Below are 24,992 nucleotides of genomic sequence, written 5' to 3'. Positions count from 1 at the left end.
GATCGGCCGCCTCACGCGGCGGTGAGCGCGGGGTACTCGCGGTATTCCAGCGCATTCGCCGCCCGGTCGGTCATCCTGAGGAAGATGCTGCCGAACACGCGCGTGTTCAGCATCCGGTAGGCGCGGTTGCGGCTGCGGATCTTCGCCGCCGTGCGCGGCGCGAGGAAGTTGCCGGAGCCCTTGCCGTTCCGCTGCCCGACCGTCGCGGGCTTGCGCAGCCGCTGCTCGTACTTCGCGAACGCCGTCACGTGGTCGCCGCCGGCCGCCGCGAGTTCCCCGGCCAGCACCTGCGCGCCCATCATCGCCAGCCCGGTGCCGGAACCGCCGGGCCCGGCGCACCAGGCGGCGTCCCCGAGCAGCACGACCCGCCCTCTCGACCAGTGATCGAGATGGATCTGGCTGATCGAGTCGACGTACAGGTCGTCGGCCGCCGGGAGTGCGTCGAGCAGCTTCGGCGTCTCCCACCCGGTGCCGGCGAACAGCTGCGCGAGCAGCGCGCGCTGCTCGCCGGGCGTGCGGCGGTGGAACTCGACGCCGTCGGCGGCGAAGACGAGGTTGACGTGCAGGCGGTCCGGCAGCCGGTGGCTGCCCACGCTGAGGCCGCGGCCGGGCTCGTTGTACATGATGCTGGTGTGGTCGAGCCCGAGGTGGTTGGGCGCGGTGTAGCCGGCGATGCCGAAGCCCAGGTCGTGCCGGAAGTCCTGCTCCGGGCCGAACGCGGCGGCCCGCACCCCGGAGTGCACGCCGTCGGCCCCGACGACCAGGTCGAACTTCCGCGCTTCCCCGCGGGCGAAGGTGACTTCGACGCCGTCGGCGGTTTCGGTGAGGCTCGTGACGCGGTCGCCGAAGACGTACTCGGTGTGGCCCACGGTGTGCTCGTAGAGGATCCGCGCGAGATCGCCGCGCAGGATTTCGACCTCGCCGCTCCAGGCGGCGCCGGGCACGGTCAGCGCGGGACGGCCGTCGAGGCCGAGCACGGTCTGGTCGCCCATCGCCGTCTCGTACCGGCGCACCTCGTCGAGGACGCCCATCGCGGCCAGCAGCTTCACCTGCTCGCCGCGGAAGTCGACGGCCTGCCCGCCGGGTCGCGGCGCGGGCGCGGACTCGACGACGGTCACGCGGTGGCCACCGCGGTGCAGCCAGTGGGCCGCGGACGGGCCGGCGATGCCGGCCCCGGAAACGAGCACGGTCTTGGCGGTCATCGGGAGTTCCTCTCGGGTCGGTGGTGACGACCCCGAGACTGCGCACGGCCGCTGACGGTCCCCGCACCATCCGCTGACGGTTCGGCCGGTGCGGGACGGTTGCAGTCGCTAACATGACGCGGTGGACCGCTCCGCCGAAGGCCGGATCCAGGAGGACGGCGAGGAGATCGTCGAGGCGCGCATCCTGGCCGCCGCCGCGCAGCTCATCGCCGAAGAGGGCTTCGGCAGGCTGAAGATCGGCGGCGTCTGCGCCCGCTCCGGCTACGCGCGGTCGGTGGTCTTCCAGCACTTCGGCGACAAGGACGGGCTCGGGCGGCGGCTCGTCGAGCACGCCGTCGAAGAGTTCACGAACGTTTACAGCGAGGCCGTCGCGGCCCGGACCGGCGCGGCCACCGCGACGCCGATGGACATGCTGCGCGCGCTGCTCGACATCATCTTCGAGCTGATCCGCACGATGCCGACGCTCAACCAGGCGTTCCTGGTCCTCTGGGGCGACGCCGCGGCCGAGTACTCCGGCCTGCGCGGCGCGCTGACCGAGGCCGACCGCCGGTTCCGGTTCGCCATCGCGCAGACCGTGGCCAGCGGGGTCGCGGACGGGTCCATCACCGGCGTCCACGACCCCGACTCGTACGCCTCGGCGTTGCTCGCCCAGCTGCGCGGCATCTCGATGGAGGCGCTGATCGACCCCGACGGCGTCGACCTGCGTGGCCTGCGCGCCGAGCTGGAACGCAGCGTCGACCGGCTGTCCGCGGGCTTCCGCGGTTTGCCCTAAAGGGCGTAGACGATGCTCCGCAGCACGATCACGCCGACGAAGACCAGCGTGAAGGCCAGATCGAGCGAGAGCCCGCCGATCCGCACCGGCCGCACGACCCGCCGGACCGGCCCGATCACCGGCTCGGTCGCGGCGTAGGCCAGGCCACGGGCGCGCCGCGCCCACGGCGGGGTGGCGGTCACCATCCCGACCCAGTCCAGCACCATCCGCGCGATCAACACGAGCAGGTACAGGCTGAGCGCGAAGCCCAGCAGCGTCCCTAGAGCACCCATGGTCCCTCCGTTCTCCCTACCCGGAGAACGCGCGGGTGGCGCGGGGAGTGCCAGTTCTGTCCGGTTCACAGCATTTCAACAGGTTCGCCACGCCGCGCGTGAGCCGGTTCACCCGGCCGGCCGGCCCGCGCGCGGCGTGGCTCAGTGGTCCAGCGGCTCAGCCGAAGGTGACGACGAGCCGGCCGTCCGAGGCGAAGGACCACTTCATCGTCCCGGCGTACGCCGAGCAGCGGGAGCCGTTCTTGCCGGTCCAGAACTGGTCGGAGCTGTCGACGCTGCCGACGGTCTTGTCGTTCGACCCGCCACTGGCGAAGCGGCACGACGTGTCGTTGCGGAACACCGAGGTCCCGGCGTCGAAGGAGAAATTGCGTTCGGCGTTGTCGATGCCGACGTTGTCGGAAACGGTGATCGTCCCGGGGTTGCTGTTGTAGGTGAACCCGTGGTGGCCGTTGCGGTAGGCGATGTCGCGCCGGACGATGTGGTTGACCGCGATCTTGTCGCCGCCGAGCTTGTAGCCGTTGCGGTCGCCGTTCTTGTTGACGGTGCCGTTGGTGAGCGTGCCGTTGGCGTAGGAGAGGGAGTCCTCGATGGTCACCGGGCCGATCGGGCCGGTGTCGGTCTTGGTGTAGAGGTCCCAGCCGTCGTCGATGTTGTTGTGGGAGACGTCGTAGCGGAAGACGTTGCCGGGGCCGGCGGTGAGTTTCGCGGCGAAGCCGTCGGCGTCTTCGCCGTCGGAGTCGGCGTTGTCGTGCGATTCGGAGCTGACGACGAGGTTGTTCGACGGCCACTGGTCCTTCGGCGTGCTCGACGCGATCCGCGAGATCTGCAGCCCGGAGTCGTGGTTGAAGCGGGTCACGACCCGTTCGATGACGTTGTTGCTGCCGCCGACGAAGATCCCGTTGTCCCCGGCGCGTTCGACGACGATGCCGGCGACCCGCCAGTACGACCCGTTGAGGGCGAGCCCGCGGTTGGCCGGGTCCTCCGGCATGGCGGAGAAGTTCAGCACGGGCGTCTCTCCGGGATAGGCCGACAGTGTCTTGCGGGCGTCGGCCGTGCCGCTGTTGGCGGGGGCGATGGTGATTGTCTGGGCGTAGGAGTAGGTGCCGCCGCGCAGCGAAATGGTGCCGCCGGCAGTGATCCGGCTGAGGGCCGAGGGCAGGGTGGTGGGGTCCGCTTGCGTACCGGCGGCGGAATCCTTGCCGCCGGGCGCCACGTAGAGGGTGTTCCCGGCGGCCGTGGCCGGCGGCGCCAGCGCGGCCGCGGCGATCAGTGCGGCAGTGGCTGTAAGCGCTTTCTTGATGCTTCCGTACGAACTCATGAGCGCCTCCTTGCGAGCAAGAATCGACCCCGAATCCGAGAGCGCTCCCAGTGTTGGCGGGGAACGGGATCTTCGGTTAAGCGACGGTAGCATCGGGCGCGCTGGACGCGAGTGGGCCAAGCGGGTCTTCTGCGCTGAAAACGCTTTCATTGTTGGGCCGGCGGGCATATCGGTCCGGTCGGCATCTCGTTCCCGTTCCGCGGCCGCCGGGGCAGGACGGCCGCATGTCGGCTCCACCGCAGCCGACCGGCCGCGGCTACGCGGCGAACGCACTCGTGCCCCACGGACGGCCGAGTCCGCGTCCGGCTCGGTCGGATATCCGTCCGAGCATCGTTTCGGACCTTCGCACGATGGCCTATCGGTCATCGAAGGTGGCGGTGATGAGGCCGCCAAGCGAGTGCTCGGCACCTCGCTGGGGTGAGCGCGCAGCCGCCGGATCCGGCCGCAGTCCGCCGGGCAAGACGCGAATCGGCCCCTCCCGCGGTACCTCGGCGAGTGGTTGGTCTCGACGATGGACTCGTAGAGCGGGCTCCTTGCGCGGACGCGGACCACTGGCGGCGTTACCGGCGACCGATCTCAGCGTAGACGCTGGAGGTGCACCGCTGGCGGACCGGCAGCGGATCTGTCGGTGATCGGGCGGTTGATCGCGATTCGGGCGAGGCCGCTCAACCGCCACCGGCTGCAACGAGAAGTTCGACCAGCGGCAGTCGTCGGGGTTCACGCTCGCGTTCGTCCCCGGGCTGGCCGACACGGTCCTCAGGCGGATACCGTGCGCATCCGTGCGCTAACCACCGACACAGCTGGCGACCGGCTACGAGGACCGCTTCGGCCAGAGGGGAATAGCCGGGGATGCCGGCCGAGGTGAGAAGCCACAGACCCGGCGGTAAGGCAGTGGTGTCCTTGCCGCGGGCTGATTGCTATCCAATGTTGCCGCTCACGGGAGACGTCTCTTGCGGCGCGCGCGTACTGTCGGCTAGCTGTATTGCCCTGTGAGGTGGGGGACGCGGCTGGTGGGTGGTTTGCCGGCGAGTGCGGTGTGGCCGCGGTGGTGATGGTAGGTGTGCAGCCATCCGGGCAGGGCTTCGCGGCGTTCGGTTTCCGACCGGTAGGGCTGGGCGTAGGCCCGTTCGTCGAGCAGGGTGCGGTTGAACCGCCCGACCGGCATGGCGTTGACCACCGACGGCCCTTCGCGGAAGCGCGGGAAGCACCTCGGCGGCTTGAACATCGTCGAGGCCGAGTCTGGATGTGGCCGCGCAGGAGGGCCTCCGACACGGGTACAAGCAGGCCGCATAGGTTCTCGGCACCCTCAGCCCACCGGTGTACCCGGCGATCTGCACGCCGTTGCACCCGACGCTGTGCGGAGTCGCCGGATGAACGCCACCCCTCGACCCTGCGAGACAATCCGCTTGGTGCGTGAAACCGCACCAACTCAGACGTGTTTTCGCAGGCCACCGGCTCACGACACGAGGAAACCGGATCAGTGAGCCAAGTCGGGTCAGGCGGTCCGCGACCTTGCGGGGCGGGTCGACCGACGCCGGCCGCAAGCGAGATGTCCGAGTAGATCGGGCTGTGCGGCATCCACGCCAAGCTGGCCCGCTCGGGGCCAGCGCCAGATCATCTCGCCCCTATCCGGCCCCAATGATGCACGCAGCGGCAGGTCGATGCAGTTGCCCACGAAGGTGGCGCAGCACCCCGTGCACCGCGCCCGCTCACCAGTGGCTCAGGTCGATCTTACCATTGGGGGTTATCGGAAGGTCGGTGACGACCCTGATGCGGGGTGGAATCGCGCCGATGGGCAACAGGCCGGCAAGGTGTGCCCTCAACTGCTGGGAGGTGATCTGCGTACCCTCAGCCACCACTGCCGTGGCCGCCAAAGTCGGTTCCCCGTGGTCCTGCGACTTTTCTTGGGATGTTGCCACGACCACGGCGTCCAGCACTCCCGGGAAGCGGCGGACAACTTCCTCCACCTCCTGTAGCTCCACGCGCAGGCCTCTGATCTTGACCTGTCTGTCGTTGCGGCCGACGTACAGCAGCTGACCGGATTCCGAAAGACATGCAAGATCGCCACTGGAGATTTTGGTCCCGATGGGGTTGATCTGTACGCCATCGATGTAGCCGAGGGCCAAGTGTGGAGAAAACAGGGTAATGACACCAGGTTCGCCGTTGGCGGCTTCGGAACCATCCGGTTTAGTCAACTCTATCTGGTAGCCGGGTGCTGGTACCCCAAGGGGTACGGTTCCGACAGCTGAATCGATGTCCGTTTGTTCGAGAGTGTTGTGCATAGCTACTTGCGGTGTCTCCGTCATGCCGTACACCCCGGTGAAGCGTGCCGAAGGAGCGGCGCTGCGGAACACCCGTATGTCGTTCCACCGCACCGACTCGCCACCTAAGATCACGCGCCGCATTCGAGGCAAGTGCGCTCGATTGTGGGCTAAGACCCGGCGTGCCATGCTCGGAGTCAAACTCGTCACAGTGATGGCTTCATGGGCTAGCCAGGCAGCAAGGTCTTTCGCTCGCGCCCAGGTCAGTGCGTCTGGGATGTGTATGCTTGCGCCGATCGAGAGCGGCACGAAGATATCCCTGAGGAGAGGGTCATGCGTGAGTCCCGACAACATGCTGAAGCGGTCGTTGCTTGATAGCTCGAAATGCGGTGTGCTCCAGCGCACGTAGTGCACGACCGGCGCGTGCTCTCCCACTATTCCTTTAGGTGTTCCAGTAGTTCCTGATGTGAAAGCAATATATGCGCTGGTTCCGGTAGGGAGAATACTGGTTGCACTCTTCCTGGCTGCCCCGACGGACGCGGTGTGTACTCGAGGAGCTTGTAGAGACAGGTCGGGGCCCCCGGCGATCACCGCAGCAGTCGGCCTTGCGACTCGAGCCATCTCATGCAGTCGTTTTCTGGGGTACGACTGATCCAAGATCGCGAAACATCCACCAGCGAGGAGTATTCCCAGCATTCCAACGACTAGTTCCGGGTCACGTTTGGTCAGGAGCAGCACGCGCGAGTTTGGAGTAACGCCTGCCTTCGCCAACGCGTATGCTACGGCCTGGGCCCGGCCCAGCAGGCAACCGTAGCTCATGGCACCCTGAGGTGAGGAGATCGCAATGCGGTGAGGCATGTCCTCGGCCAGGGCCACGAACCGGGCGTAGATGGGCTCCAGTTGAGTTTCGACCCCCGCTTCAGTCATGGAAGCACGATGGCGGGTGATCCGAGCGAGTGTCAATGTGTGAGGCTCCTGGGGGATTTTTCCTTCTGGCGGCGAACGGAAGCTCGACTGAGGTTTCGATGATCGGTGTGCACGACACCGGCGCGGTTGCTGCGCTGGGAAGCTCTGTGTTCAGGGTGGCGTTCCATCGGTGTGACGGCGCAGGCGAACAGGTTGTTCGAGCTGTCAAGCCCTGGGTTTATCCGTCGATGTGGGATCGCCAGGCGACGCATCTTTGCCGTTGGCCATCGGGATTATTCTCTCATGCACCGGCAACGGGCGGAAACTGCGGTCCTTCAACAAGACCTGCCGCTCCTCGGCGCCCTGAAAGGGCGCAACGGAACGGGTGTGCGCCTTTCACGGGGCCGGCGATGAGGAGCATCGCGCGCCCAACGGTGCAGCTTGGTCCGGATATTCAGCACCCGACGCCCAGCCCCATGCAAGGCATGCTCGAGTTCGTCGGTGTTCACCGGCGAAATTCCCTCCTGACATCCCAGTACTTCCCTGCGGACATGTCACTCCCGCGCAGTACGGGTCTTTGCGCGGTCACGTGCTCCTCGGCCGGACACGAGCCGCTCCAACCCGCCAGCCGGACCGGATGCCCGGATCAGGTGGTCGGAACACGAGGCGGTCCCACATCCGCCAGGTGATCGATCGGTCAGGGAGGCGCCCAGCTCCACTCCGGCAGCATCGCAATGCCTACGCCACAGCCATCCGGTGCGGTCACCTATCGCTGCCAGCGATAGGTGACCGCGGAAACGAAGCCCTGCCACTAGAGAACCTCGAGCACGGCATACCGGACCATTCACCCGGTTGGAGCCGGCTTCGTGGTTACGGAGCGTCAACCACGGGTTTGCTCACACTCGATCTTTTGAGTTTGCTCGACAAGCCCGCGCCGCCTTGCGGTTCTGGCACGACCAGCCTTCGTCGGGGCTGCTTGCCACTTTCACCTCGACCGCAATACGCGTCGCCCGCTCCCGCGACTCATCCGGGTACTTCCGCGGTGCCGCCGTGGCTCTGAAACCTTCGGGTGTTCGACGTCTCCATCAAACCCGGAGCGGACAGCAGCTACTCCCGACCTCCGTCTGCGGGCCGCCGATCATTGGGTCTCACGACGTACCACCGCGCTCCACGCAGATTCCGGATCGATCTCGGCAGGGTCGCCGGCCAGTCCTTCGCCCAGCTCTGGACCGGAACCCCGGTTGCCGCGCCTGACCTGCGAATTCAGTGGCGTTGAGTGATCAGGTATTCACACATCTGCCGTGCCGTGCGATGCTCAGATCAGCGCACGGCACTGGGAGCGCAGCCGCCGACGGTACACCGGGCAACCGCTCATCGACGAACTCGGGGGTGCTGGCGCGAACATCGATGGATGACTGGTGCTCTTGCCCGCGAGGGCAGCCGAGTGCCGGTCTGGATGCCTTGCGGGACCGACCGGGGGCACACCTGCGAGTGTGAGTAGGGGTTGGGGAATGAACAGTCGGGCACACATGGATTCCGTGACAACAGACGGTGACGCCGCAGATGACTATTCCGCTGCGGTTCTGGGACGCATCGGCGAGGCGGTGGCAGAGGTACCAATCGCGTCGCTGCTGCCTGCTGATTCGCCGAGGGCGGCCGGCGAGGACTCCGCGCACGTGCGAGCGCTTGCTGAGTCGGAGGTAGATTTGCCGCCGATTGTCGTGCATCGCCCAACCATGCGGGTCATTGACGGGATGCATCGAGTACGCGCCGCCGAGCTGAGAGGCGCTCAGACGATCGAGGCGCGGTTCTTCGCCGGCACCCCTGACGATGCGTTCATCCTCGCGGTCAGGTCGAACATCGTCCATGGGCTGCCCCTTGCGCTCGCCGATCGCAAGGCCGCTGCGTGGCGCATCCTCCACGCCCACCGCGAGTGGTCGGACCGGGCGATCGCCGCACTCACTGGGCTCGCGCACAAGACTGTCGGAGCTCTCCGGCGGCGGTCGAGTGGGGAAAATCCCCAGTCGACGGCCAGGGTCGGCCGGGACGGCCGAGTGCGCCCGATCAGTAGTGTTGAGGGTCGCCGACGGGCCAGCGCCCTGCTCGCCAAGAATCCGGACTCCTCGACTCAGGAGATCGCTCGTGCCGCCGGTATTTCTACCACGACAGTGAAGGACGTGCGTAAGCGCTTGCGACAGGGTGAGAATCCTGTTCCGGAGAAGCAGCGCTCTGACGCGATCCAGATTGTCCGTCGCCAACCCGTCGGGCTCGCCCAGGAGTGGGATCGAACGGCGGCGCTGCGGCAATTGCGGGCGGATCCCTCGCTGCGGTTCACAGAGTCAGGTCGGATGGTGCTGAGGTCATTGGACGCGCACAACGGCGACCGGGAGAAATGGGACAGCCTCGCGGATAGTGTTCCGCAGCATTGCATCGGCCTGATTGTCGAGCTCGTCGTCGGGTGCGTAGCGGACTGGCAGCGGTTTGTCGACCGGCTGGAGCGGCGCGCGCAGGACTGGGACACAGTGGCGCAGTGAAGCGCGCCCGGAACCCTGTGATTGCAGTGGATCCCGAACGCAGCTTCAGCTCGGTGGGCGTTCCCGCCGACCTTCGGTAAGAAGTGTGCCAGGGATCTAGAACTCGTCGCAGATCGAGCTATATTGGGATAACTGGTTAGTCAGGCCGTTGTACGTGTGCACCGAATTCCTGTGCGCCGCGACGAACGAGACGCGCTGATCGCAAGTGAGGGTGCCGAAGCTGCGGCTACCAGAAAATCTGGCATTAAGGAAGGGATACTCATGTCCGCACTGATGCCGTTCATCGATGTGGGAGGGTCGCTGGTGGCGGCTGCCGAGGGTGCCGTGATCGCGTCCAATTCCCTTGTCGAACGCCGGGAGATCAATATCTGGGGGAGCCGCAGGCCCGTCCAAGCTGACATGTACCAAGTCGACGAGGCACACGATGGGCACGAGATCCTCGGGGTCAGGGGGCATACAGTGGTCTCCCGGCTAAGTGTGCGAACAGCTATCGAGGAAGGGCAGCTCGCCGCAGTACGCGAACGCCTGCGTGGCCTGCCACATGACTGGTACGAGGTCTTCCACGCGGACCACCCCGTGAACCGAGGTTGCCACTTCCCTGATCCCTGGGGAGAGGTGACGAAATTGCTGCTCACGCTCGAGGACCAGGTGCCCGGTTTGACGAAGCCGCCGGCCAACCACAACAAGGTGTCTTCCCGCCGTGTTGACAAGTTCGCGCTGAACGAGATGCACATCGACGGTTTCGACGGCATGCGCGTGACCGATGGCAGGCGAACGCTGATCTGGCGGTACTTCTTCAATCTCTCGGACGGAGATGTCCGGTGGGTTGCGGTAGTCCCCTTCGACCCCGATGAGCTGGACGAACTGGTGCCGGTCGAGCGCACGGTCGATCGTTTCGAGCAGGTCTACGCCGCCGTGGACCGCCGGATACCGATCCTGCTCGTACCCACACCGCCCCGCGTCGGCGGACAGCTCCACGCCCTGCGCCTGCCCACAACCCACCTCCTGCACAGCGAGTACGGGAAAGCGGGCGACCTGCTGGCCATCGTCAACTCTTTGACCTGACCCGTGACAACCTCCGAAGGCACACCATAGCGGGAGGCGAAAATCGTGGTCGGCCATATCCTGATCATGGGCGGGAACTACTACTGGCAGCCCGCCCTGAAGCGGTTGCGCCCCGAGGCGCACACCTCGGTTCTCTGCTCTGTTGGCACGCTCGCCCTGACACGCGAATTGGAGGATCCCACCGAGGTTCTGGCTCTGCGCTCGAACGCCCCGGTCGAGGACTGGGTGGCGGCCGCGCGGTCGCTGCATGAGCGACGGCCGGTTGATGTCTTGGCGTCACTCAATGACATCGATCAGGACAAAGCGGCGGCCGTCGCCGAAGCCCTGAACCTACCCGGACCTTCGGCGGAGACGGTGCGCTGGGCGCGGCACAAGGATGCGATGCGAGAAAGACTCGCCGCCCGGGGGGTCGAGAACGTGCCGTACCGATTGGTCGGCTCGCTCGCCGAGCTGGAGGATTTCTTCCGATCGGCCGGCGGCCCGATAGTCGTGAAACCCAGCGCTGGGCGAGGCAGTCACGCCATTTCGATCGCCTCTTCGACTGCGGAACTCAGCCGGGCTTTCGAGCGGGCACGGAGCTGGAACTTCGGGGCGCTCGCTCCCATCGCCGACCCGATGGCTGAGCGTTTTGTGCCCGGACCCGAATTCAGCGTCGAGGCGATCACCCACCGCGGTCACCACTACATCGTCGCCATCACCGAGAAGTCCAAGGACGAGCTGACCAAAGTGGAGCTCGGCCATACAATTCCCGCTGCGCTCGACGAGCTGACCGAGTCGGCCATCACCCGGCATACCCGAGCGGTCCTCGACTCGCTCGACGTGACGAGCGGACTCACCCACACCGAGATCATCGTAAGCCCCGACGGGCCGGTCACCGTGGAGACCCATCTCCGCAGGGGTGGCGACCAGATTGAGGAACTGGTGCGCGATGCCACCGGCGTCGACCTGCCAGAGCTGTTCCTCCGGCAGCTTGTCGGCGAAGACGTCGGCATGCGCCCTGAGCTGATCCGTTGCCGGGAGCGGCCAATCTACCGGGCAGCAGCGGCAATCCGTTACCTGGCTACCCATGCGTCGGGAACGCTTGCGGGCGTCGAAGGACTCGAAGCAGCTAGTGTGCGACCGCACGTGGTAGAAGTTCGGCAATTGCACCCCGAGGGGGCTCGCGTGCCGGGCCTGACGGGTTCCGATTCTCGCCTCGCCTGGGTACGGGTGCTTGCCGATACTCCCGGGAACGCCGCGAGGCTTGCCGAGGATGTTGTGAACGGACTTCAGATTCACTTGATCGAGGACGGCGCATCTCCTCGGAAGGATGGTGGGACCACTTAGCTCATGGTGAGAAAGGTCGTTCCGATGCGTCTTTCCGTCGTCCAGCGCGTTCTACGCTGACGCACACAGCGCAGCGCAGAACGAGACTGGGTCCTTGCGGAAGCAAGGCGGACAGAGCGGGTCGGCCGGAGACCTTGTGGGCGCGGCCGTATCCCCTCACCCTGCTCGGCAACCGCTGTGGGCCAACCGCGGCAGCACGGTGTCGGCGGCCGCGGTGCCCGGGACGGTGACGGTCTGCTCGCCGAGTGCGGTCATGACCGCCCCGACCGGTTTCTCGCCGATGCGGGGCGCGTGGGCCTTCGCGATCGCGGTCAGTATGCGGCGGCCGGCCTTGGCGATGCCGGTCGGGCCGCCGCAGCGGGAGAGGATCTCCAGCACCGCGGGATGGGTGGTCTTGGGGCCGATGGCGTGTTCGAGGGCGGGGTGGATGCCGGTGCGCAGGCCGCGGATGCGGGTGGCTTCGCGGGCCAGGTCGTCGTCGAACCGGACCAGCACCTCCAGCTCGGCCAGAGCCTCGTCCCCGACATCCACGGGGCGCAGGGTGTGGGGCAGGGAGCGGGCGGCGTCCCGAAATCCACGTGGCTGCCGAACTCGGCTTCCAGCGACTCGACGAGATCGACCGAAAGCATCGAGTTTCCTCACCAAATCGAAGAAACCTTTGCTTCCGGGGCACGGGTCGCCATCCAAATCAAGAAAACGGGTTCACCGGTGGCCGGCCACACACTCGATGCGATCCGGTTCGACACCTCCGCGCTCGCCGAACCGGTTTGTGTCCGCGGCCGGTTCACTCATGTCCTAACCCCCACCGTCTCCGCCGGAGGCAAGCGGCTACAGGGCTTCTGACTGCGAACGATACGTGCACATCCGTCTCGCATACGGCATGCGCTTCGGTTTCGATAGTAGTCGGGCCAGTCAGGCTTCGCAGCGAACGAACGAGTGGTAGCCGACGGCTCGCGATCGTCGGGCGGGCTAAAGCCCACGGTATTGCACTCACGCCAATCGTCCACCGGAACCCCCGGTCACGACAACACAGTCGGACCCCGCGCGACGCAGCGAGATGCATATGGCTTCTATGAGCCGCGAATTTTGGTTATGGTGTCGGACATGAGCACGACGGGGGATTTACAGGGTGGCGCTCACTACGCGATACCGCCTGAGCGTGAACGGAAGAGTGCAGCGATCGGTCCCGAGCTCACGGCATGCGAGTTCGTCGCGTCCCACGATCTCATCGCACTGATGGCCTCGATTCGACCGTTATCGACCGCAGTCACCTGCAATAACCGGAATATCAGCTACGCCGAGCTGGTCGAGCGCGCAAGCCTGTTGTCCGAGACGCTCGTCCGCAATGGAATCCGGACCGGCGACAGAGTCGCGCTGCTTTTTGAACCGTCGACAGACATGGTCGCCGCCGTTCTCGGTGTCCTCGGCGCGGGAGCAGCATACATACCGATCGACCGGTCGTTACCTCCAGCCAGGATCGACGTCATCCTGGCCGATGCGCAGCCGGCGGCGTTGCTGACGGCCGGCGACGTGACCCCAGCGGGAAGCTTCGCCCTTCCGGTGATCCGGGTCGACGACCTGTCCGGCCGCGAAAGCGACACCCCGGCTTCTTTTCCCGGCCGCACCGGCCCGTCAGACCCGGCGTACTTGATCTACACCTCGGGCAGCACGGGCACCCCGAAAGGTGTGCTCGTCAACCACGGCAACCTCACGGCGTCCCTGCGCGCCCGCCACCAGGTCTACCCGGGCGGGCCGGTATTCCTTCTGGTGTCTCCCATTGCCTTCGACTCTTCGATCGCCGGTTTGCTGGGCACACTCGAAGCCGGCGGTAGGCTCGTGGTCGCCACCGCCGAAGAGATGCGAGATCCGGCCGAACTGATCGGGCTGATCGCGAAGCATCATGTGACCCGGGTGCTCTGTGTACCAACGCTCTATGACGTCGTCCTCAAAGCTGCCGCACGGGCCGGCACGGAGCTGCTGCAGTCGCTCGAAGTAGTTGTCGTGGCCGGCGAACCGCTGCCGGACGAACTCGTCTCCGCCCACTTCGCGGCGCTGCCCAGAACCGGCCTCGTGAACGAGTACGGGCCGACCGAAGCAACGGTGTGGGCGACTTACCAATGGTTTACGAAACCGGAGCCGGTGACCATCGGAAAGCCCATCCCCGGCGTCCGGGTCTACCTCGTCGACGACGACCTCTGCCAGGTCGTCCGTGGGGAGACAGGCGAGTTATGCGTAGGCGGTCCGACCGTGGCACAAGGCTATTTCAACGCGCCGGAACTCACCTCCGCATCCTTTCTCCCTGATCCGTTCTCCGACGAACCGGGGGCCCGGCTGTACCGGACCGGGGATCTCGCTCGCCTCACCGGCGACGATCGGCTGGAGTTCCTGGGCCGCGTGGACGAGCAGGTCAAGATCCATGGACACCGGGTCGATCCCGGAGGTGTCGAAATCGCCTTGCGTGGCTTCGCCGACGTCGGGGACGCCGCCGTGCTCCCCAACTCGGACAGGTCCGGGCTGATCGCCGTCATCTCACCGGCCACCCTCGACACGAATGCTGTTCGCCGCTACGCGCGCAACCACCTTTCCCCTGCGGAGATCCCGCAGCAGATCTACCCGGTCGCCGAGGTGCCGCGCGGCTCCAACGGCAAGGTGGACCGCGCCGCGATAGCGTCCATAGTCGCCGAACGCGGTGGGGTCCGGCACGTCGCCGGCGCCCATGGCCAGCAGGTCGACCCGCGCGTCGTCGCCGCGTGGTCCGAGGTGCTGAACCTGGCGACCGTTCCGTCGGACGTCAACTTCTACGATCTCGGCGCGAACTCCCTGAGCGTGCTCCGGCTGCAGGAGGCGTTGGAAGCGCACTGCGGTGTGCGGCCCTCTATCAGCACCCTTTACCAGCAGTCGACCGTTGCTGCCCAGAGCGCGCTCGTAAGCAAAGCGGGATCCGAGGATTCCGAGTTCGGCGAAGACAACTTGCTCGCGGCCCAGGTGGCGAGAGCCGCCCGGCTTCGCAGGCAGCGCCGCAGGGAGGGCGCCCAGTGATCGACGCCTCCGGCACCCGGTCGCCCTGGTTGCAGTGCGTGTCGTCCGTCGCCAACCCCGAAGGCCGGCTCATCTGCTTCGCGCACGCGGGCGGGTCTGCCGCGTTCTTCGAGGGTTGGGAGAGCCGGCTCCCCGGCATCGAGGTCCACGCCGTCCAATACCCGGGGCGCGCGACAAGGATCGACGAACCGCCGTCGGAGAATCTTGTCGCGGTCGCGTGCGCGACGGCCGAAGCGCTACTGACCCTGCCCGGCGATGTTCCGCTAGCGCTGTTCGGGCACAGCCTCGGCGCCGCGGTCGCGCTCGAAACCGCGCGCGCGCTCCACCGGCATGGCGGAGTGCGCGTCAGTCACCTGTTCGCCTCGGGTTCGAGAAACGCCCCGCTGCCTGCACCGGCCGAAGATGTCGATCCCGATCTGGACCAGCTGTTCGACGAGCTCGTCACTATGGGGGGGACAGACGCCGAAATGGCTGCCGACCCGGTTTTCCGCGAGGTCACGTCGCCCTATCTGCTTGCCGACGCGCGGATGTTCCGCACCTACCGGATGCCGGCCACCCCAATCCTGGCTTGCCCGGTCACCACGATCGCCGGCACCGAGGACAGCCACGCCGACCTGCGCCCGTGGAACGAGCTCACCACGGCCGGCGTCCAGGAGATCGACGTCGCCGGCGATCACTTCTACCTCACCGATGACCCGCCGCTCCGCTACATCGCCAGTGCGCTCTCCCAGCGTGCCGGTGACCGCCTACTCCGGAGGCATCTTTGAACGACCGACAGGGCACCGTCGAAATGTCCAAGCAGGACAACCAGCACGTGTGGTACCCGTGGTCCCCGAACGAGGCAGCGTCCGCCCGGATCACCGCCGACCGCGCCTCGGGTTACCAGCTGTGGGACATCTCCGGCAAGGAGTTCATCGACGCGTCGTCGATGAACCTCACCTGCGGCTACGGGCACCCCGAAGTCGTCGCCGCGGCCACCGAACAGATGACGAAGCTGCATAGTGTCGACATTTCCCAGATGAACCACACACTCGTCGGCGCGCTCGCGGAGCGGCTGGCAGGGTTCCTGCCCGACGGTCTGAGTCGCACCTTCTTCACCAACAGCGGGTCCGAGGGGCTGGAAGCGAGTCTTTTCATCGCGTCGTGCTACTGGGCGCACACTTCGGAACCGCGCTCGAGGGTCGTGACATTCGCCCGCGGCTACCACGGCTCGACGGTTCTCGCGCGCAGCCTCTCCGGGCTGCCGCCGACCGCGCACGGCATGAACCAGCCCTTCCCGGTGACGCGGATCGACCTGCCGGTGTCCGATCGCGAGGCCCGGCTCCCGGAGTCCGTGCCGGCCATTCTCGCTCGCTTCGACGAGGCGATCGGCGACCGGGCGGACGATCTACCCATCGCCGTCGTCGCCGAGCCGTTCTTGAACGTGGGCGGCGGCGTCGTGCTCGCGCCTGGTCTGTTGCGGGGCCTGCGTACCCTGTGCGACGAACGACGCGTTCTGCTGATCCTCGACGAGGTCTTCACCGGGGTCGGGAGGACCGGGCGGATGTTCGGATTCGACCACGACGGCATCACTCCCGACATCGTCATCACGAGCAAGGGCCTTTCCGGGGGCTACGCGCCCATCACCGCGGTCACCGCGCAGGAGCAGATCTACGCGACCTTCGTCGACGACCCCATCATGGGTGGAATCCGATACGGCCACACCACCAGCGGCCACGCTGTCGCATGCGCCGTGGCGTCGGCGGTCCTGGATGTCGTCCGCCGGGACGACCTGACCGCCAACGCCCAGGCGAGGGGCGCGCAACTGGTGGATCTTCTGCAGCAGATCGCCGGGGCGCCCGAGGTCGTGGACGTCCGCGGGACCGGGCTCGCCGCGGCCGTCCAGATGTCGACGACCGAGGCGGCCGAAGCTCTGGTGAAGCGCGCGAGCGAGCACGGTCTGCTGGTCCACAATCAGGGTCCCGCCGTCCTTGTGGTGCCCCCGCTCGTGGTGGACGAGGAAGGCGTCGACGCTATCGGCGCCCGGCTCGCGGCAGCCACCCAGGGAGGAAGCTGTTGACGAACTCGCCGGCGAAACTACGGGACTCCGGCACGGTCGCCGCGTCGGCCCGGATCCAGGCCGCCATCACCGACACTCGCTCCGGCACCGAGCTTTCCGCCGGCACCATCCGCGCGCTCATCGACGACTTCGTCGCCGGGCACACGGCTGATCATCAGATGGCGGCCTGGCTTGCCACCGTGGCGTGCCGCGGGCTGAGTCCTGACGAGACATTCGCTCTCACCGACGCGTACGTCCAAGGTGGCGAGCGGCTGAGGTTTCCCCGGGGCGGCCGGGTCGTCGTGGACAAGCACAGCACCGGCGGTGTAGCGGACACCGTCAGCCTGGTCGTGGTGCCGGTGGTCGCTGCTTGCGGGGTCGCAGTCGTCAAGATGAGTGGCGGCGGGCTGGGCTTCGCCGGCGGAACCCTCGACAAGCTTGCTTCCATCAAGGGGCTCCGGCTTGATCTCGGGCCCGCCGAGGTCCACGAGATGATCGATCGGGTGGGCATGTGCATCACCGGGCAGAATGCCTCACTCGCCCCCGGCGACGGTGCCACTTACGCCCTCCGGGACATCACCGCCACCGTTGAAAGCATTCCGCTCATCGCGGCCAGCATCATGAGCAAGAAGGTCGCCGTTGGGGCCGACGGGCTGGTGCTCGACGTCAAGACCGGGCCGGGCGCGCTCATCCCGGACGTCGACCGCGCGATCGAGCTCGCCGAAACCATGATCGGGCTGGCCGGGCGATTCGGCCTGCGCTGCCGGGTGGTGGTCACCGACATGAGTGAACCGCTGGGCAGCCTAGTGGGCAACGCCCTGGAAGTCCGCGAGGCGATCGCACTGCTCAACGGGGCCTCGGTGAGCAGGCTGTCAGAAGTGTGCCGGACGGTCGCTCGGCTCATGCTGCAAAGCGCAGATCCGAACCTCACCGGCGAAGCGGCCGAGATCGCCGTCACCCAGGCGCTGACCAGCGGAGCCGCGTTCCGCCACCTGCGTGAATGGGTGAAGGCCCAGGGCGGCGACGTGCGGATGGTCGATGAGCCCGACCGCCTGCCCAGCGCTCTACACCGCACGACCGTCACGGCTCGCCGATCGGGCTGGGTGCACGAGGTCGATCCGCGGCGAGTCGGTATGGCCGCCGTCCACACAGGAGCCGGCAGGCTCACGCACAACGCAGAACTCGATTACGGTGCCGGAGTCGAGCTTCTCCGCCGTGTCGGCGACCGCGTCGACGCCGGTGATCCGGTTGCGGTCTTGCACGCTGCCACGGAGAACCCGAAGCACGCCGTCCGACTGCTCGCCGATGCGTTCACCGTCGGCGAAGAACCGTGCGCTCCCGCCCCGGTCATCCACCGAGTTCTGGCCAATACCGGCCGAGATTAGGAGGGGAAAGGTGTGAGGGGATGACCACTGTCAACGTCAAGCTGCTGCACGACGCCGCCGAGCGTGTCAACACCGATTTTCGGACCGTTCCGACGTCTCCGGTGCGGATCGATGATCTTTCACGCATATCACCATCGGATCTAATGGAAATCCGACAGCGATACGTCGGCAACGGCTTCGGCGTGATCGAGCTGGCCAACGACGAACCGACACCGGACGCCCTCACCAGACTGGGCGAGGCTCTCGGGCTGAGTGAGCCGTTCATCCCTCCGCTTTACCGGACGGGCGGCAAGGAACCGGAGGCCGTCTCGCGCATCTCCGCAGCGCGCAACGCTGGTACGTCCGACGCCGATCATCCTTCATTCGGCAGCACGGCGGGTCAGTCGCTGCACACCGACGGAACACTGCAGGACATCGGTCTCGTCAAGGCATCCCTTCTGCTTTGCGAAACCGCCGCCGCCGAGGGCGGGGACACGATCCTGTTCAACACGTCGGCGGCCATTGCGGCGCTGCTCAACGAGGACCCAGCAGCGGTACTGGCGCTGGCGACACCAGGCACGCTGGTACGCAGGGCCACGATCAATGGGTCGGTCGAGGCGAATCACGGCTCACTGTGCGCGGTGCTCAACGGATCGCTGGTCTGCCGTTACAGCGTGACCGCGACCGACAGCTGGGCCTACCCCGACGACGTCGACCGCGCCGCTCTCGACCGGGGAATCGCGTGGCTCACCGCGCACAGTCGCAAGGGCAACGAGTTCTTCCTGCAGTTCAAGCTGGCCCCAGGACATGCGATCGTCTTCGACAACACACGCGTCTCGCACGGCCGTACGCCCTATCGCGACTCCGGCGAGAGCCATCGCAACCTGTATCGGGCGCTATTCCTCGAGCATCCCCAGGAGATCCGTGCGACCGTGGGCGGAGAGTTGCCGTGACGACAGAACGTACACGGGTTGGGCGCCCCACGCCCTTTGACCCCGCACTCGTCGATGCTCTGGCGGAAATCCTCAGCCGCCGGCCGAGTTCGTTCACCCCGGACATGATCAAGGCAGACCGCGCACGCATCGAGGCCGCCAGCCTGTCCGACGATGCGCTCGCGTGTGACGGCGCGTTCACGGTCACCCACACCATGGCGAGCGGCTCCAGCGGAACGCCGGACATACCGCTGGTGGTCTGCCGTCCCACTGCCACCACCGCCCCCCACGGCGTGATCCTGCACATCCACGGCGGCGGCATGGTGGCCGGAACGCACCACAGCGTCGAGATCATCGGAGACCTCGAACGGGCCGAAGCACTCGGCCTCGCCGTGGTAGGTGTTGGATACCGGCTTGCGCCCGAACACCCTCACCCCGCTCCCGTCGAGGACTGCTACACCGCCCTGCGCTGGGTGACCGCCCAGTCCGTGGAACTTGGCTTTCCGGCCGGCCAGGTGGTCGTCAGCGGGCCGAGCGCGGGTGGCGGCCTGGCCGCCGGCCTGGCTTTGCTGGCGAGAGATCGGCACGGTCCGCCGATCCTCGGCCAGATGCTCATCTGCCCGATGCTGGACGACAGCTGCGACAGCGCCTCGTCACGGCAGTTTGACGGCCGCGGGATCTGGGACCGGACCTCCAACATCACCGGCTGGGACGCATTGCTTGGTGACCAGCGTCGCACCGCGCCGACGAGCCCGTACGCGGCCGCGCTGCGCGCCTCCGACTTGACCGGTCTTCCCCCGGCCTACATCGACGTCGGGTCCGCCGAAGCGCTGCGAGACGAAGCTGTCGCGTACGCTGACCGGATCTGGTCCGCTGGTGGCCGGGCCGAACTGCATGTCTGGTCCGGTGCCTTCCACAGCTTCGACGAATGGGTGCCGCAGGCCACGATCTCGAGGACAGCCAAGCGCGCACGGCTCGACTGGCTACGGCGCCTGCTCGCAGAAGGGCGTCAGGGTTGACCGGCCGGAGCAGGGCCGCCCACGGCATCATCTCCACAGCCGAACAGTTCGTGCCCGTCCCACGGCGGGCCCCGTGGGGCGGGGCAGCCGGATCTCGGCTCCGCCACCGGTGGCGCGCCTAGTACTGCAACGGCAGTTGGTGGTGTTGTGGTAGATCATCGCCGTGGTTCCGCTCCAACCCTGCCACCAGCCCGGACACATACTCCCGCGCCCGGGCCCGCGGTTCCGACCGCGCGAAGCGGCCACCGATCTGCTCATGCACCCGATCCAGCTGCCCCATCACCACCTCGACCACTGGCCCGGGCATTCGCCGCGAAAGGGCCGTTCAGCTGGGTCACCGCCGATGAGGCCTATGGGCAGGTCAACTACCTGCGGCTATGGCTGGAAGCCCACGACGTCGCCCATGTGCCGGCCACCAGAGTCAACGACACCCTGGTCGCCACCGGGTGGCACCGAAGCCCGAGTCGACGTGCTCCGAGATCGCCTACTACGTCTGCTACGGACCCCGCCGCTCGGCATTGCTGGATCTGGCCTGGATCGCCGGGACTCGCTGGCGGATCGAAGAGTGTTTCCAGCAGGCCAAGAACGAAGCCGGACTCGATCAGCGCCGCTGTAGGAGAGCCGACTGTCGCCTATCCGTGCAGCATTCCCATACGTAGGATGACAACCTGGTCGACCAGCCAGTGAGGAGTGAGCTCCATGCGCACCACCCCGAACCGCATCAAGTCGTCGACGTTGAGCGGCATTGCGCCTCGGCCAACCTCGTGTCCGAGGTATCTGAACGCCGTTCGAGCAACTCTACATTCGTGAAGCGGTTGTCGGCTGCATGAACGATCCACGTCCGCCTGAAAGGCCGATGCGGACGGCAGTGCACGAACGCAAAACGACAAGCCACGCCGAAGTCCTAGGTTGAAGAGGAGAATTATGGATTCACGTGAACGATCGGTCTCCGTCGATATGACGAACCGGAATAGCATCGAAGAATACCTCGCCTCTATCTGGCGGCAGTTGTTCTCACTGGACCACGTGAACTATCTGGACAATTTCTTCGAACTGGGCGGGGACTCCGTTATTGCCCTGGAGTTGGTGGCGACGCTCAATGATGTGCTCGACGTGGAAATCGACATCTCCGTAATATACGAGCGGCCAACTATTTCCGAGCTGAGTGACTACATCGCCTCCGGTCCGGAATAGGCCACGCAGACCGTTGATCGTCCGCATTGCGATTGCGACGAAGGCACAGCTCGAGCGTGGACCGCACAGTCCGGGACCGAACCTTCATGTCACCCTTGGGCGGCCCGGGCCAGTCGGTTGACATCAACGGCGCTAGTGAAAGGTACCCGCAACGTGAATGTGGTGGATCTCATTGCACGCCGCGCCGAAATAAGTGCTGGGCGGCCCGCCGTGGTCTCGGAGCACGAGACACTCTCTTACTCCGAGCTCGGCGAGCGCTCAAACAGACTGGCACATCATCTGAACGCTCTCGGCGTGTCGAACGAATCGCCAGTGGGTGTTTGCCTTTCACGGGGTTCTGATGCCGTGGTGGCAATTCTCGGCGTCCTGAAGTCGGGCGGTGTATGCGTACCCCTTGATCCGGGATATCCCGCCGATCGACTGCAGTTCATTTTGCAGGACACGAAGGCAAGTCTCCTCATAACCGAGCATGACTTGGAAAACCGCTTCGAAGGCTGCGACACGCGGCGCGCAGTTCTTGATTGGTCGTCACCAGGCCTGGCCGACGCCTCAGCTGAACTGCCCCGGGTTGCAATCGAAAACTGCGATCTCGCGTACATTTTGTATACTTCCGGCTCCACCGGCATGCCCAAGGGCGTAGAAATCGAACATCAAGCCTTGTACGACGTTGCGCTCAAGACTGCAAAGCTCCTGGAGCTGACCGAAGATGATGCACTCTTCCAATACGCATCGTTGTCATTTGCATCCTCGCTGGGTCAGGTGCTAGCACCACTGGTAGCTGGAGCACGCGTTGTCCTGAAGGGTCGGCACTACACCGCCACGCAACTCGTCAGCTACATCAGTCGGACCGGTGTCAGTGTCCTCTGGCTGACCCCCTCTACGATCAGATATCTGACCCAAGACGAGCGTGCATCGATCGGCCACCTTGGCCCTCCACTGCGCTTGCTGCGTAGCGGCGGCGAGTCACTGAGTCGCTCCCTGCTGGAAACCTGGTTCGCTCAAAGTTCTGTTCCCCTGCTGAACTGCTACGGGCCAACGGAGGGGGTGCAAGACATTACCGCATGCGTAATCACTGAGACTCCGGAAGTGATCTCGATAGGCAAGCCGATTTTCCAAGCCGAAGTCTTTATTCTTGATGAATCCGAAAATCCGGTGGAGCCGGGAGGCGTTGGGCAGCTATTTTTCGGTACTCCAGGGATGGCGCGAGGCTATCTCGGCCGGCCGGAATTGACGGAACGAAGCTTCGTCTGGAGGGAGGTCGGGGGGCGGCAGAAGAGACTCTACCGATCAGGCGACCTGGCACGTGAGCTTCCAGATGGATCCTTCGAATTCATTGGCAGACGCGACGCGCAGTTCAAATTCCGCGGCTATAGAGTCGAGCCTGCCGAGATCGAAAGTCGTTTGACTCAGCACCCTGATGTGACAGCGGCCGTCGTTGCCCTCTCGGGCGAGGAGTCAGGGCAAGATGAATTGGTCGCTTTCTTCGTCGCTCGCGACGGCAAGACGTTGGATTTCAAAACACTTTGGCGGTGGTGTGCGCAGAAAATACCCATGCAGATCATGCCAACGAAGTATATTCACGTCAACAAGATTCCACTGACGGTAAACGGAAAAGTCGACAAGGCCGCCCTTGTGCAAGTTTTCAAGAGCTTCAAAGACGACTCATTCCGACGGCGTGAGTCGCATGTCACGGTTCGAGATAGTGATAATCAATGATGGGTGAAAGCAGTTCATTGTGGCTGAGGTTATCTGACCCAAATAGGCGTCGACGCGCGGCTCTCCCCGGCCCGTGGATGCGGCGTGGGTGCGCTGCTTCGGCGAGAAGGCGCCCGCGTGGTGGTGAAAATCCGGAACGACTCGCTGACACGAAGGAGTTCGATGCGCAGCCGCATAGGAGTTGCTGTTGTGGGCTACGGAAATGTTGCCCGTCAGCATTCCGAAATTCTTGTGCGAGAAGGCCACCGACTGGTGTGGGTTGTCGGCCGGCGGCCAGAGCCAACGAGGCAATTCGCCGCTGACTTCGGCGCCGGACGCCACGGCACGCGTTTCGCCGAAGCACTGGAGGATCCCGACGTAGACGCAGTCATGCTGTGTACCCCGAACCACTTGCATGCCGAACAGGCGCGTCTGTGTCTGCTCGCGGGGAAACACGTATTCGTCGAGATTCCTCTCGCAATGAGCTATAGCGAGGCTGTCGAGCTCCGAGACCTGGCCACGTCCACCGGTATGACTCTGATGGTAGGACACAGCCATCGGCAGCAATCTGCGTTGCGGCACCTTCGGCAGCGCGTCGCCTCCGGTGAAATCGCCTTCAGTCATGTGATGGCCCGGTACTTCCTCTTGCGCCGTGACAACGTCGGGTCCAGCGGTTACGTGCGCTCGTGGACCGACAGTCTGGTGTGGCATCACCTGGGGCACTCGACTGACATCGCGCTGTGGTTGCTTGGCGTAGAGGCCGTTGACGGACTGCGGGTGGCATCACTCGCTGCGGAGCCCGATCCTCAACGGGGAACCGTTATGGACGTGACCCTGGTGGTGAGGACGGCGTCGAACCAACTGGCAACGATAGCGGGTTCGTACAACAACGACTCGGGCCAAGTGTACGACTACCTACTCAGCGGAGAGGGGAGCAGCTACGGCGTGGCCAACGGGGTAGTCCGCCGTGGCAGCGAGATCGTTTTCGACGAACGGCGCGATCTGAACGGCGACGACGAAGACCGGCTGCTCCACGACCGCGAGTTCTTCACTTCCGTGTATGAAGGCCGTCCCGCCGCGGTGGGAGCAGACGCTGTGCTGCCGGCAATGTGGGTCTTGCAGCAGGTCGACAAGGCTTGCGTGCGCTGACCTTTCGTCAGCCGAGGCCTCTTGCGGCCCAGTTGTCAGACACTACTACATCGCGCGGATGCGGCAACCGGGACTCGGCAGCCGGCCACCTTGGGACGGGACTCGGGTGTTGGCGCGCTGAACCACCTGTCGACGGGCTGGATCAGAATGAGATGGTGATGCCCCCGTCAACCATGAGCACGTCTCCGGTGACGAACGAAGACGCGTCCGAACACAACCATGCCACGCATGCCGCGACCTCGTCCGCCCTGGCGATACGGCCAAGTGGGATGGCCTCGGCCGCACCCCTGGCGCGTTCGGCAGCCTCGTCATCCGGTTCGTACCGTTCGGTCATGCTCGGCGCAACGGCGTTGACCCGCACCCCGAACGCGGCTCCCTCCACCGCCGCGGTCTTGGTCAGGCCTACCACGGCGTGTTTAGCGGCGACGTAAGCACACATCCCTGGCACCGCTCGTACTCCGAGCGCGCCGATGTTGTTGACGATCGCGCCGTGGCCCTGCGCCACCATGTGCTTCATTTCGTACTTGAGGGTGAGCCAGGTCGTCCGCAGGTTCGCGTCCAGGATCTCGTCCCAGCTGTCGACATCGAAATCGGCGACGGTGCCGGACCTCCCCAGTGTCCCGCCCGCGTTGTTCACCGCGACGTCGATCGAGCCGCATCGGTCGACGACGCTTTGGATCGCGTCCCGCGTTGCGTCGGCGTGCCGGCCGTCGAACCTCACGAGAAACGCGTCGCCGCCGGCTTCCCGTAGCGCGTCGACGGTCGCTTGGCCGCCTTCGGCGCGTCGTGAGCAGACAGCAACGGTCATGCCCTGTGAAGCAAGTGCCATCGCCACCTCCCGGCCTATGGCTGAGCTCCCGCCGGTCACAAGCGCAGTCTTGCTGTGCATATCGGGATCCTTTACGT

Annotated in this window: 18 protein-coding genes and 5 pseudogenes; 15 read left to right on the top strand and 8 right to left on the bottom strand. The window is 65.7% G+C overall.

Translation table 11 applies throughout. The features are described 5' to 3' along the window. Positions 1-11 precede the first annotated feature (11 nt). The gene (locus tag AB0M93_RS19285; protein ID WP_364275245.1) at positions 12-1,202 is read right to left on the bottom strand and encodes an FAD-dependent monooxygenase; all 1,191 of its coding nucleotides are present in this window, start codon (positions 1,200-1,202) and stop codon (positions 12-14) included. Positions 1,203-1,323: 121 nt separating this feature from the next. On the opposite strand from AB0M93_RS19285, the gene AB0M93_RS19280 reads away from it, so the two are divergent. Continuing rightward, entirely contained in the window at positions 1,324-1,974 is a 651-nt protein-coding gene (locus AB0M93_RS19280; protein ID WP_364275243.1) for a TetR family transcriptional regulator C-terminal domain-containing protein, read from the top strand. Here AB0M93_RS19280 and AB0M93_RS19275 read toward each other — a convergent pair. The 4 genes and pseudogenes from AB0M93_RS19275 to AB0M93_RS19260 form a co-directional block, all read right to left on the bottom strand. Continuing rightward, positions 1,971-2,246: a YggT family protein gene (locus tag AB0M93_RS19275; protein WP_364275241.1), complete on the bottom strand. Its 276-nt coding sequence runs from the start codon at positions 2,244-2,246 to the stop codon at positions 1,971-1,973. The two genes, AB0M93_RS19280 and AB0M93_RS19275, sit on opposite strands and share 4 nt — an antisense overlap. Before the next feature lie 157 nt (positions 2,247-2,403). Beyond that, entirely contained in the window at positions 2,404-3,564 is a 1,161-nt protein-coding gene (locus AB0M93_RS19270; protein WP_364275239.1) for a right-handed parallel beta-helix repeat-containing protein, read from the bottom strand. 973 nt (positions 3,565-4,537) lie between these two features. Beyond that, positions 4,538-4,723: pseudogene (locus tag AB0M93_RS19265) on the bottom strand (integrase core domain-containing protein); the annotation flags it as partial. A 550-nt stretch (positions 4,724-5,273) separates the two neighbouring features. After that, positions 5,274-6,752: an AMP-binding protein gene (locus AB0M93_RS19260; RefSeq protein ID WP_364275237.1), complete on the bottom strand. Its 1,479-nt coding sequence runs from the start codon at positions 6,750-6,752 to the stop codon at positions 5,274-5,276. Between the two features lie 1,508 nt (positions 6,753-8,260). Here AB0M93_RS19260 and AB0M93_RS19255 point away from each other — a divergent pair. The 3 genes from AB0M93_RS19255 (at position 8,261) to AB0M93_RS19245 (ending at position 11,656) form a co-directional block, all read left to right on the top strand. After that, positions 8,261-9,265: a ParB N-terminal domain-containing protein gene (locus AB0M93_RS19255; RefSeq protein WP_364275234.1), complete on the top strand. Its 1,005-nt coding sequence runs from the start codon at positions 8,261-8,263 to the stop codon at positions 9,263-9,265. Positions 9,266-9,526: 261 nt separating this feature from the next. Then, positions 9,527-10,330, top strand: coding sequence for a hypothetical protein (locus AB0M93_RS19250; protein WP_364275232.1), 804 nt, complete (start codon positions 9,527-9,529; stop codon positions 10,328-10,330). A 45-nt stretch (positions 10,331-10,375) separates the two neighbouring features. Continuing rightward, on the top strand, positions 10,376-11,656 hold the full coding sequence (locus AB0M93_RS19245) for an ATP-grasp domain-containing protein (protein ID WP_364275230.1): 1,281 nt from the start codon (positions 10,376-10,378) through the stop codon (positions 11,654-11,656). A 174-nt stretch (positions 11,657-11,830) separates the two neighbouring features. Here AB0M93_RS19245 and AB0M93_RS19240 read toward each other — a convergent pair. Further along, positions 11,831-12,223, bottom strand: a pseudogene (locus tag AB0M93_RS19240) (IS110 family transposase); the annotation flags it as partial. 537 nt (positions 12,224-12,760) lie between these two features. On the opposite strand from AB0M93_RS19240, the gene AB0M93_RS19235 reads away from it, so the two are divergent. From AB0M93_RS19235 to AB0M93_RS19210, 6 genes are read left to right on the top strand one after another with little or no spacing between them, the layout of a single operon-like run. Beyond that, positions 12,761-14,695, top strand: coding sequence for a non-ribosomal peptide synthetase (locus AB0M93_RS19235; protein WP_364275228.1), 1,935 nt, complete (start codon positions 12,761-12,763; stop codon positions 14,693-14,695). Continuing rightward, entirely contained in the window at positions 14,692-15,462 is a 771-nt protein-coding gene (locus AB0M93_RS19230) for an alpha/beta fold hydrolase (protein ID WP_364275226.1), read from the top strand. Before AB0M93_RS19235 ends, AB0M93_RS19230 begins: the two co-directional genes overlap by 4 nt. Before the next feature lie 47 nt (positions 15,463-15,509). Then, positions 15,510-16,754 carry an aminotransferase class III-fold pyridoxal phosphate-dependent enzyme gene (locus AB0M93_RS19225; protein ID WP_364275224.1) on the top strand — a complete coding sequence of 415 codons (1,245 nt, stop codon included), beginning with the start codon at positions 15,510-15,512 and terminating at the stop codon, positions 16,752-16,754. Then, complete coding sequence (locus tag AB0M93_RS19220; protein WP_364275222.1) at positions 16,751-18,118, top strand: thymidine phosphorylase; 1,368 nt, start codon at positions 16,751-16,753, stop codon at positions 18,116-18,118. Before AB0M93_RS19225 ends, AB0M93_RS19220 begins: the two co-directional genes overlap by 4 nt. A gap of 20 nt (positions 18,119-18,138) precedes the next feature. Further along, a complete protein-coding gene (locus AB0M93_RS19215) occupies positions 18,139-19,050 on the top strand; it encodes a TauD/TfdA family dioxygenase (protein WP_364275220.1) in 912 nt (303 codons plus the stop codon). Continuing rightward, positions 19,047-20,048 carry an alpha/beta hydrolase gene (locus AB0M93_RS19210; RefSeq protein ID WP_364275218.1) on the top strand — a complete coding sequence of 334 codons (1,002 nt, stop codon included), beginning with the start codon at positions 19,047-19,049 and terminating at the stop codon, positions 20,046-20,048. The genes AB0M93_RS19215 and AB0M93_RS19210 overlap by 4 nt, the downstream gene beginning before the upstream one ends. A gap of 160 nt (positions 20,049-20,208) precedes the next feature. On the opposite strand, the pseudogene AB0M93_RS19205 reads toward AB0M93_RS19210, so the two are convergent. Continuing rightward, positions 20,209-20,355 (bottom strand): annotated as a pseudogene (locus AB0M93_RS19205) (IS701 family transposase); the annotation flags it as partial. Between AB0M93_RS19205 and AB0M93_RS19200 the strand changes: the two are divergent. From AB0M93_RS19200 to AB0M93_RS19180, 5 genes and pseudogenes are all read left to right on the top strand, one after another. Then, a pseudogene (locus tag AB0M93_RS19200) lies at positions 20,343-20,665 on the top strand (IS701 family transposase); the annotation flags it as partial. The pseudogenes AB0M93_RS19205 and AB0M93_RS19200 sit on opposite strands and share 13 nt — an antisense overlap. Before the next feature lie 307 nt (positions 20,666-20,972). Further along, positions 20,973-21,242, top strand: coding sequence for a phosphopantetheine-binding protein (locus tag AB0M93_RS19195; protein WP_364275216.1), 270 nt, complete (start codon positions 20,973-20,975; stop codon positions 21,240-21,242). 162 nt (positions 21,243-21,404) lie between these two features. After that, positions 21,405-22,958 (top strand): amino acid adenylation domain-containing protein, encoded by a 1,554-nt coding sequence (locus tag AB0M93_RS19190; RefSeq protein ID WP_364275214.1) that lies wholly within the window; start codon positions 21,405-21,407, stop codon positions 22,956-22,958. A gap of 162 nt (positions 22,959-23,120) precedes the next feature. After that, positions 23,121-23,429, top strand: a pseudogene (locus AB0M93_RS19185) (Gfo/Idh/MocA family oxidoreductase); the annotation flags it as partial. 135 nt (positions 23,430-23,564) lie between these two features. Further along, positions 23,565-24,086, top strand: coding sequence for a hypothetical protein (locus AB0M93_RS19180; RefSeq protein ID WP_364275771.1), 522 nt, complete (start codon positions 23,565-23,567; stop codon positions 24,084-24,086). A gap of 142 nt (positions 24,087-24,228) precedes the next feature. On the opposite strand, the gene AB0M93_RS19175 is transcribed toward AB0M93_RS19180, so the two are convergent. Further along, positions 24,229-24,975, bottom strand: coding sequence for an SDR family NAD(P)-dependent oxidoreductase (locus AB0M93_RS19175; protein ID WP_364275212.1), 747 nt, complete (start codon positions 24,973-24,975; stop codon positions 24,229-24,231). Positions 24,976-24,992: the final 17 nt, after the last annotated feature.

This window comes from Amycolatopsis sp. NPDC051102, assembly GCF_040682815.1.
In the GTDB taxonomy this organism is placed as follows: domain Bacteria; phylum Actinomycetota; class Actinomycetes; order Mycobacteriales; family Pseudonocardiaceae; genus Amycolatopsis.
Note: the sequence above shows the minus strand (reverse complement) of the source record. Positions and strands in the feature narration are given on the sequence as shown.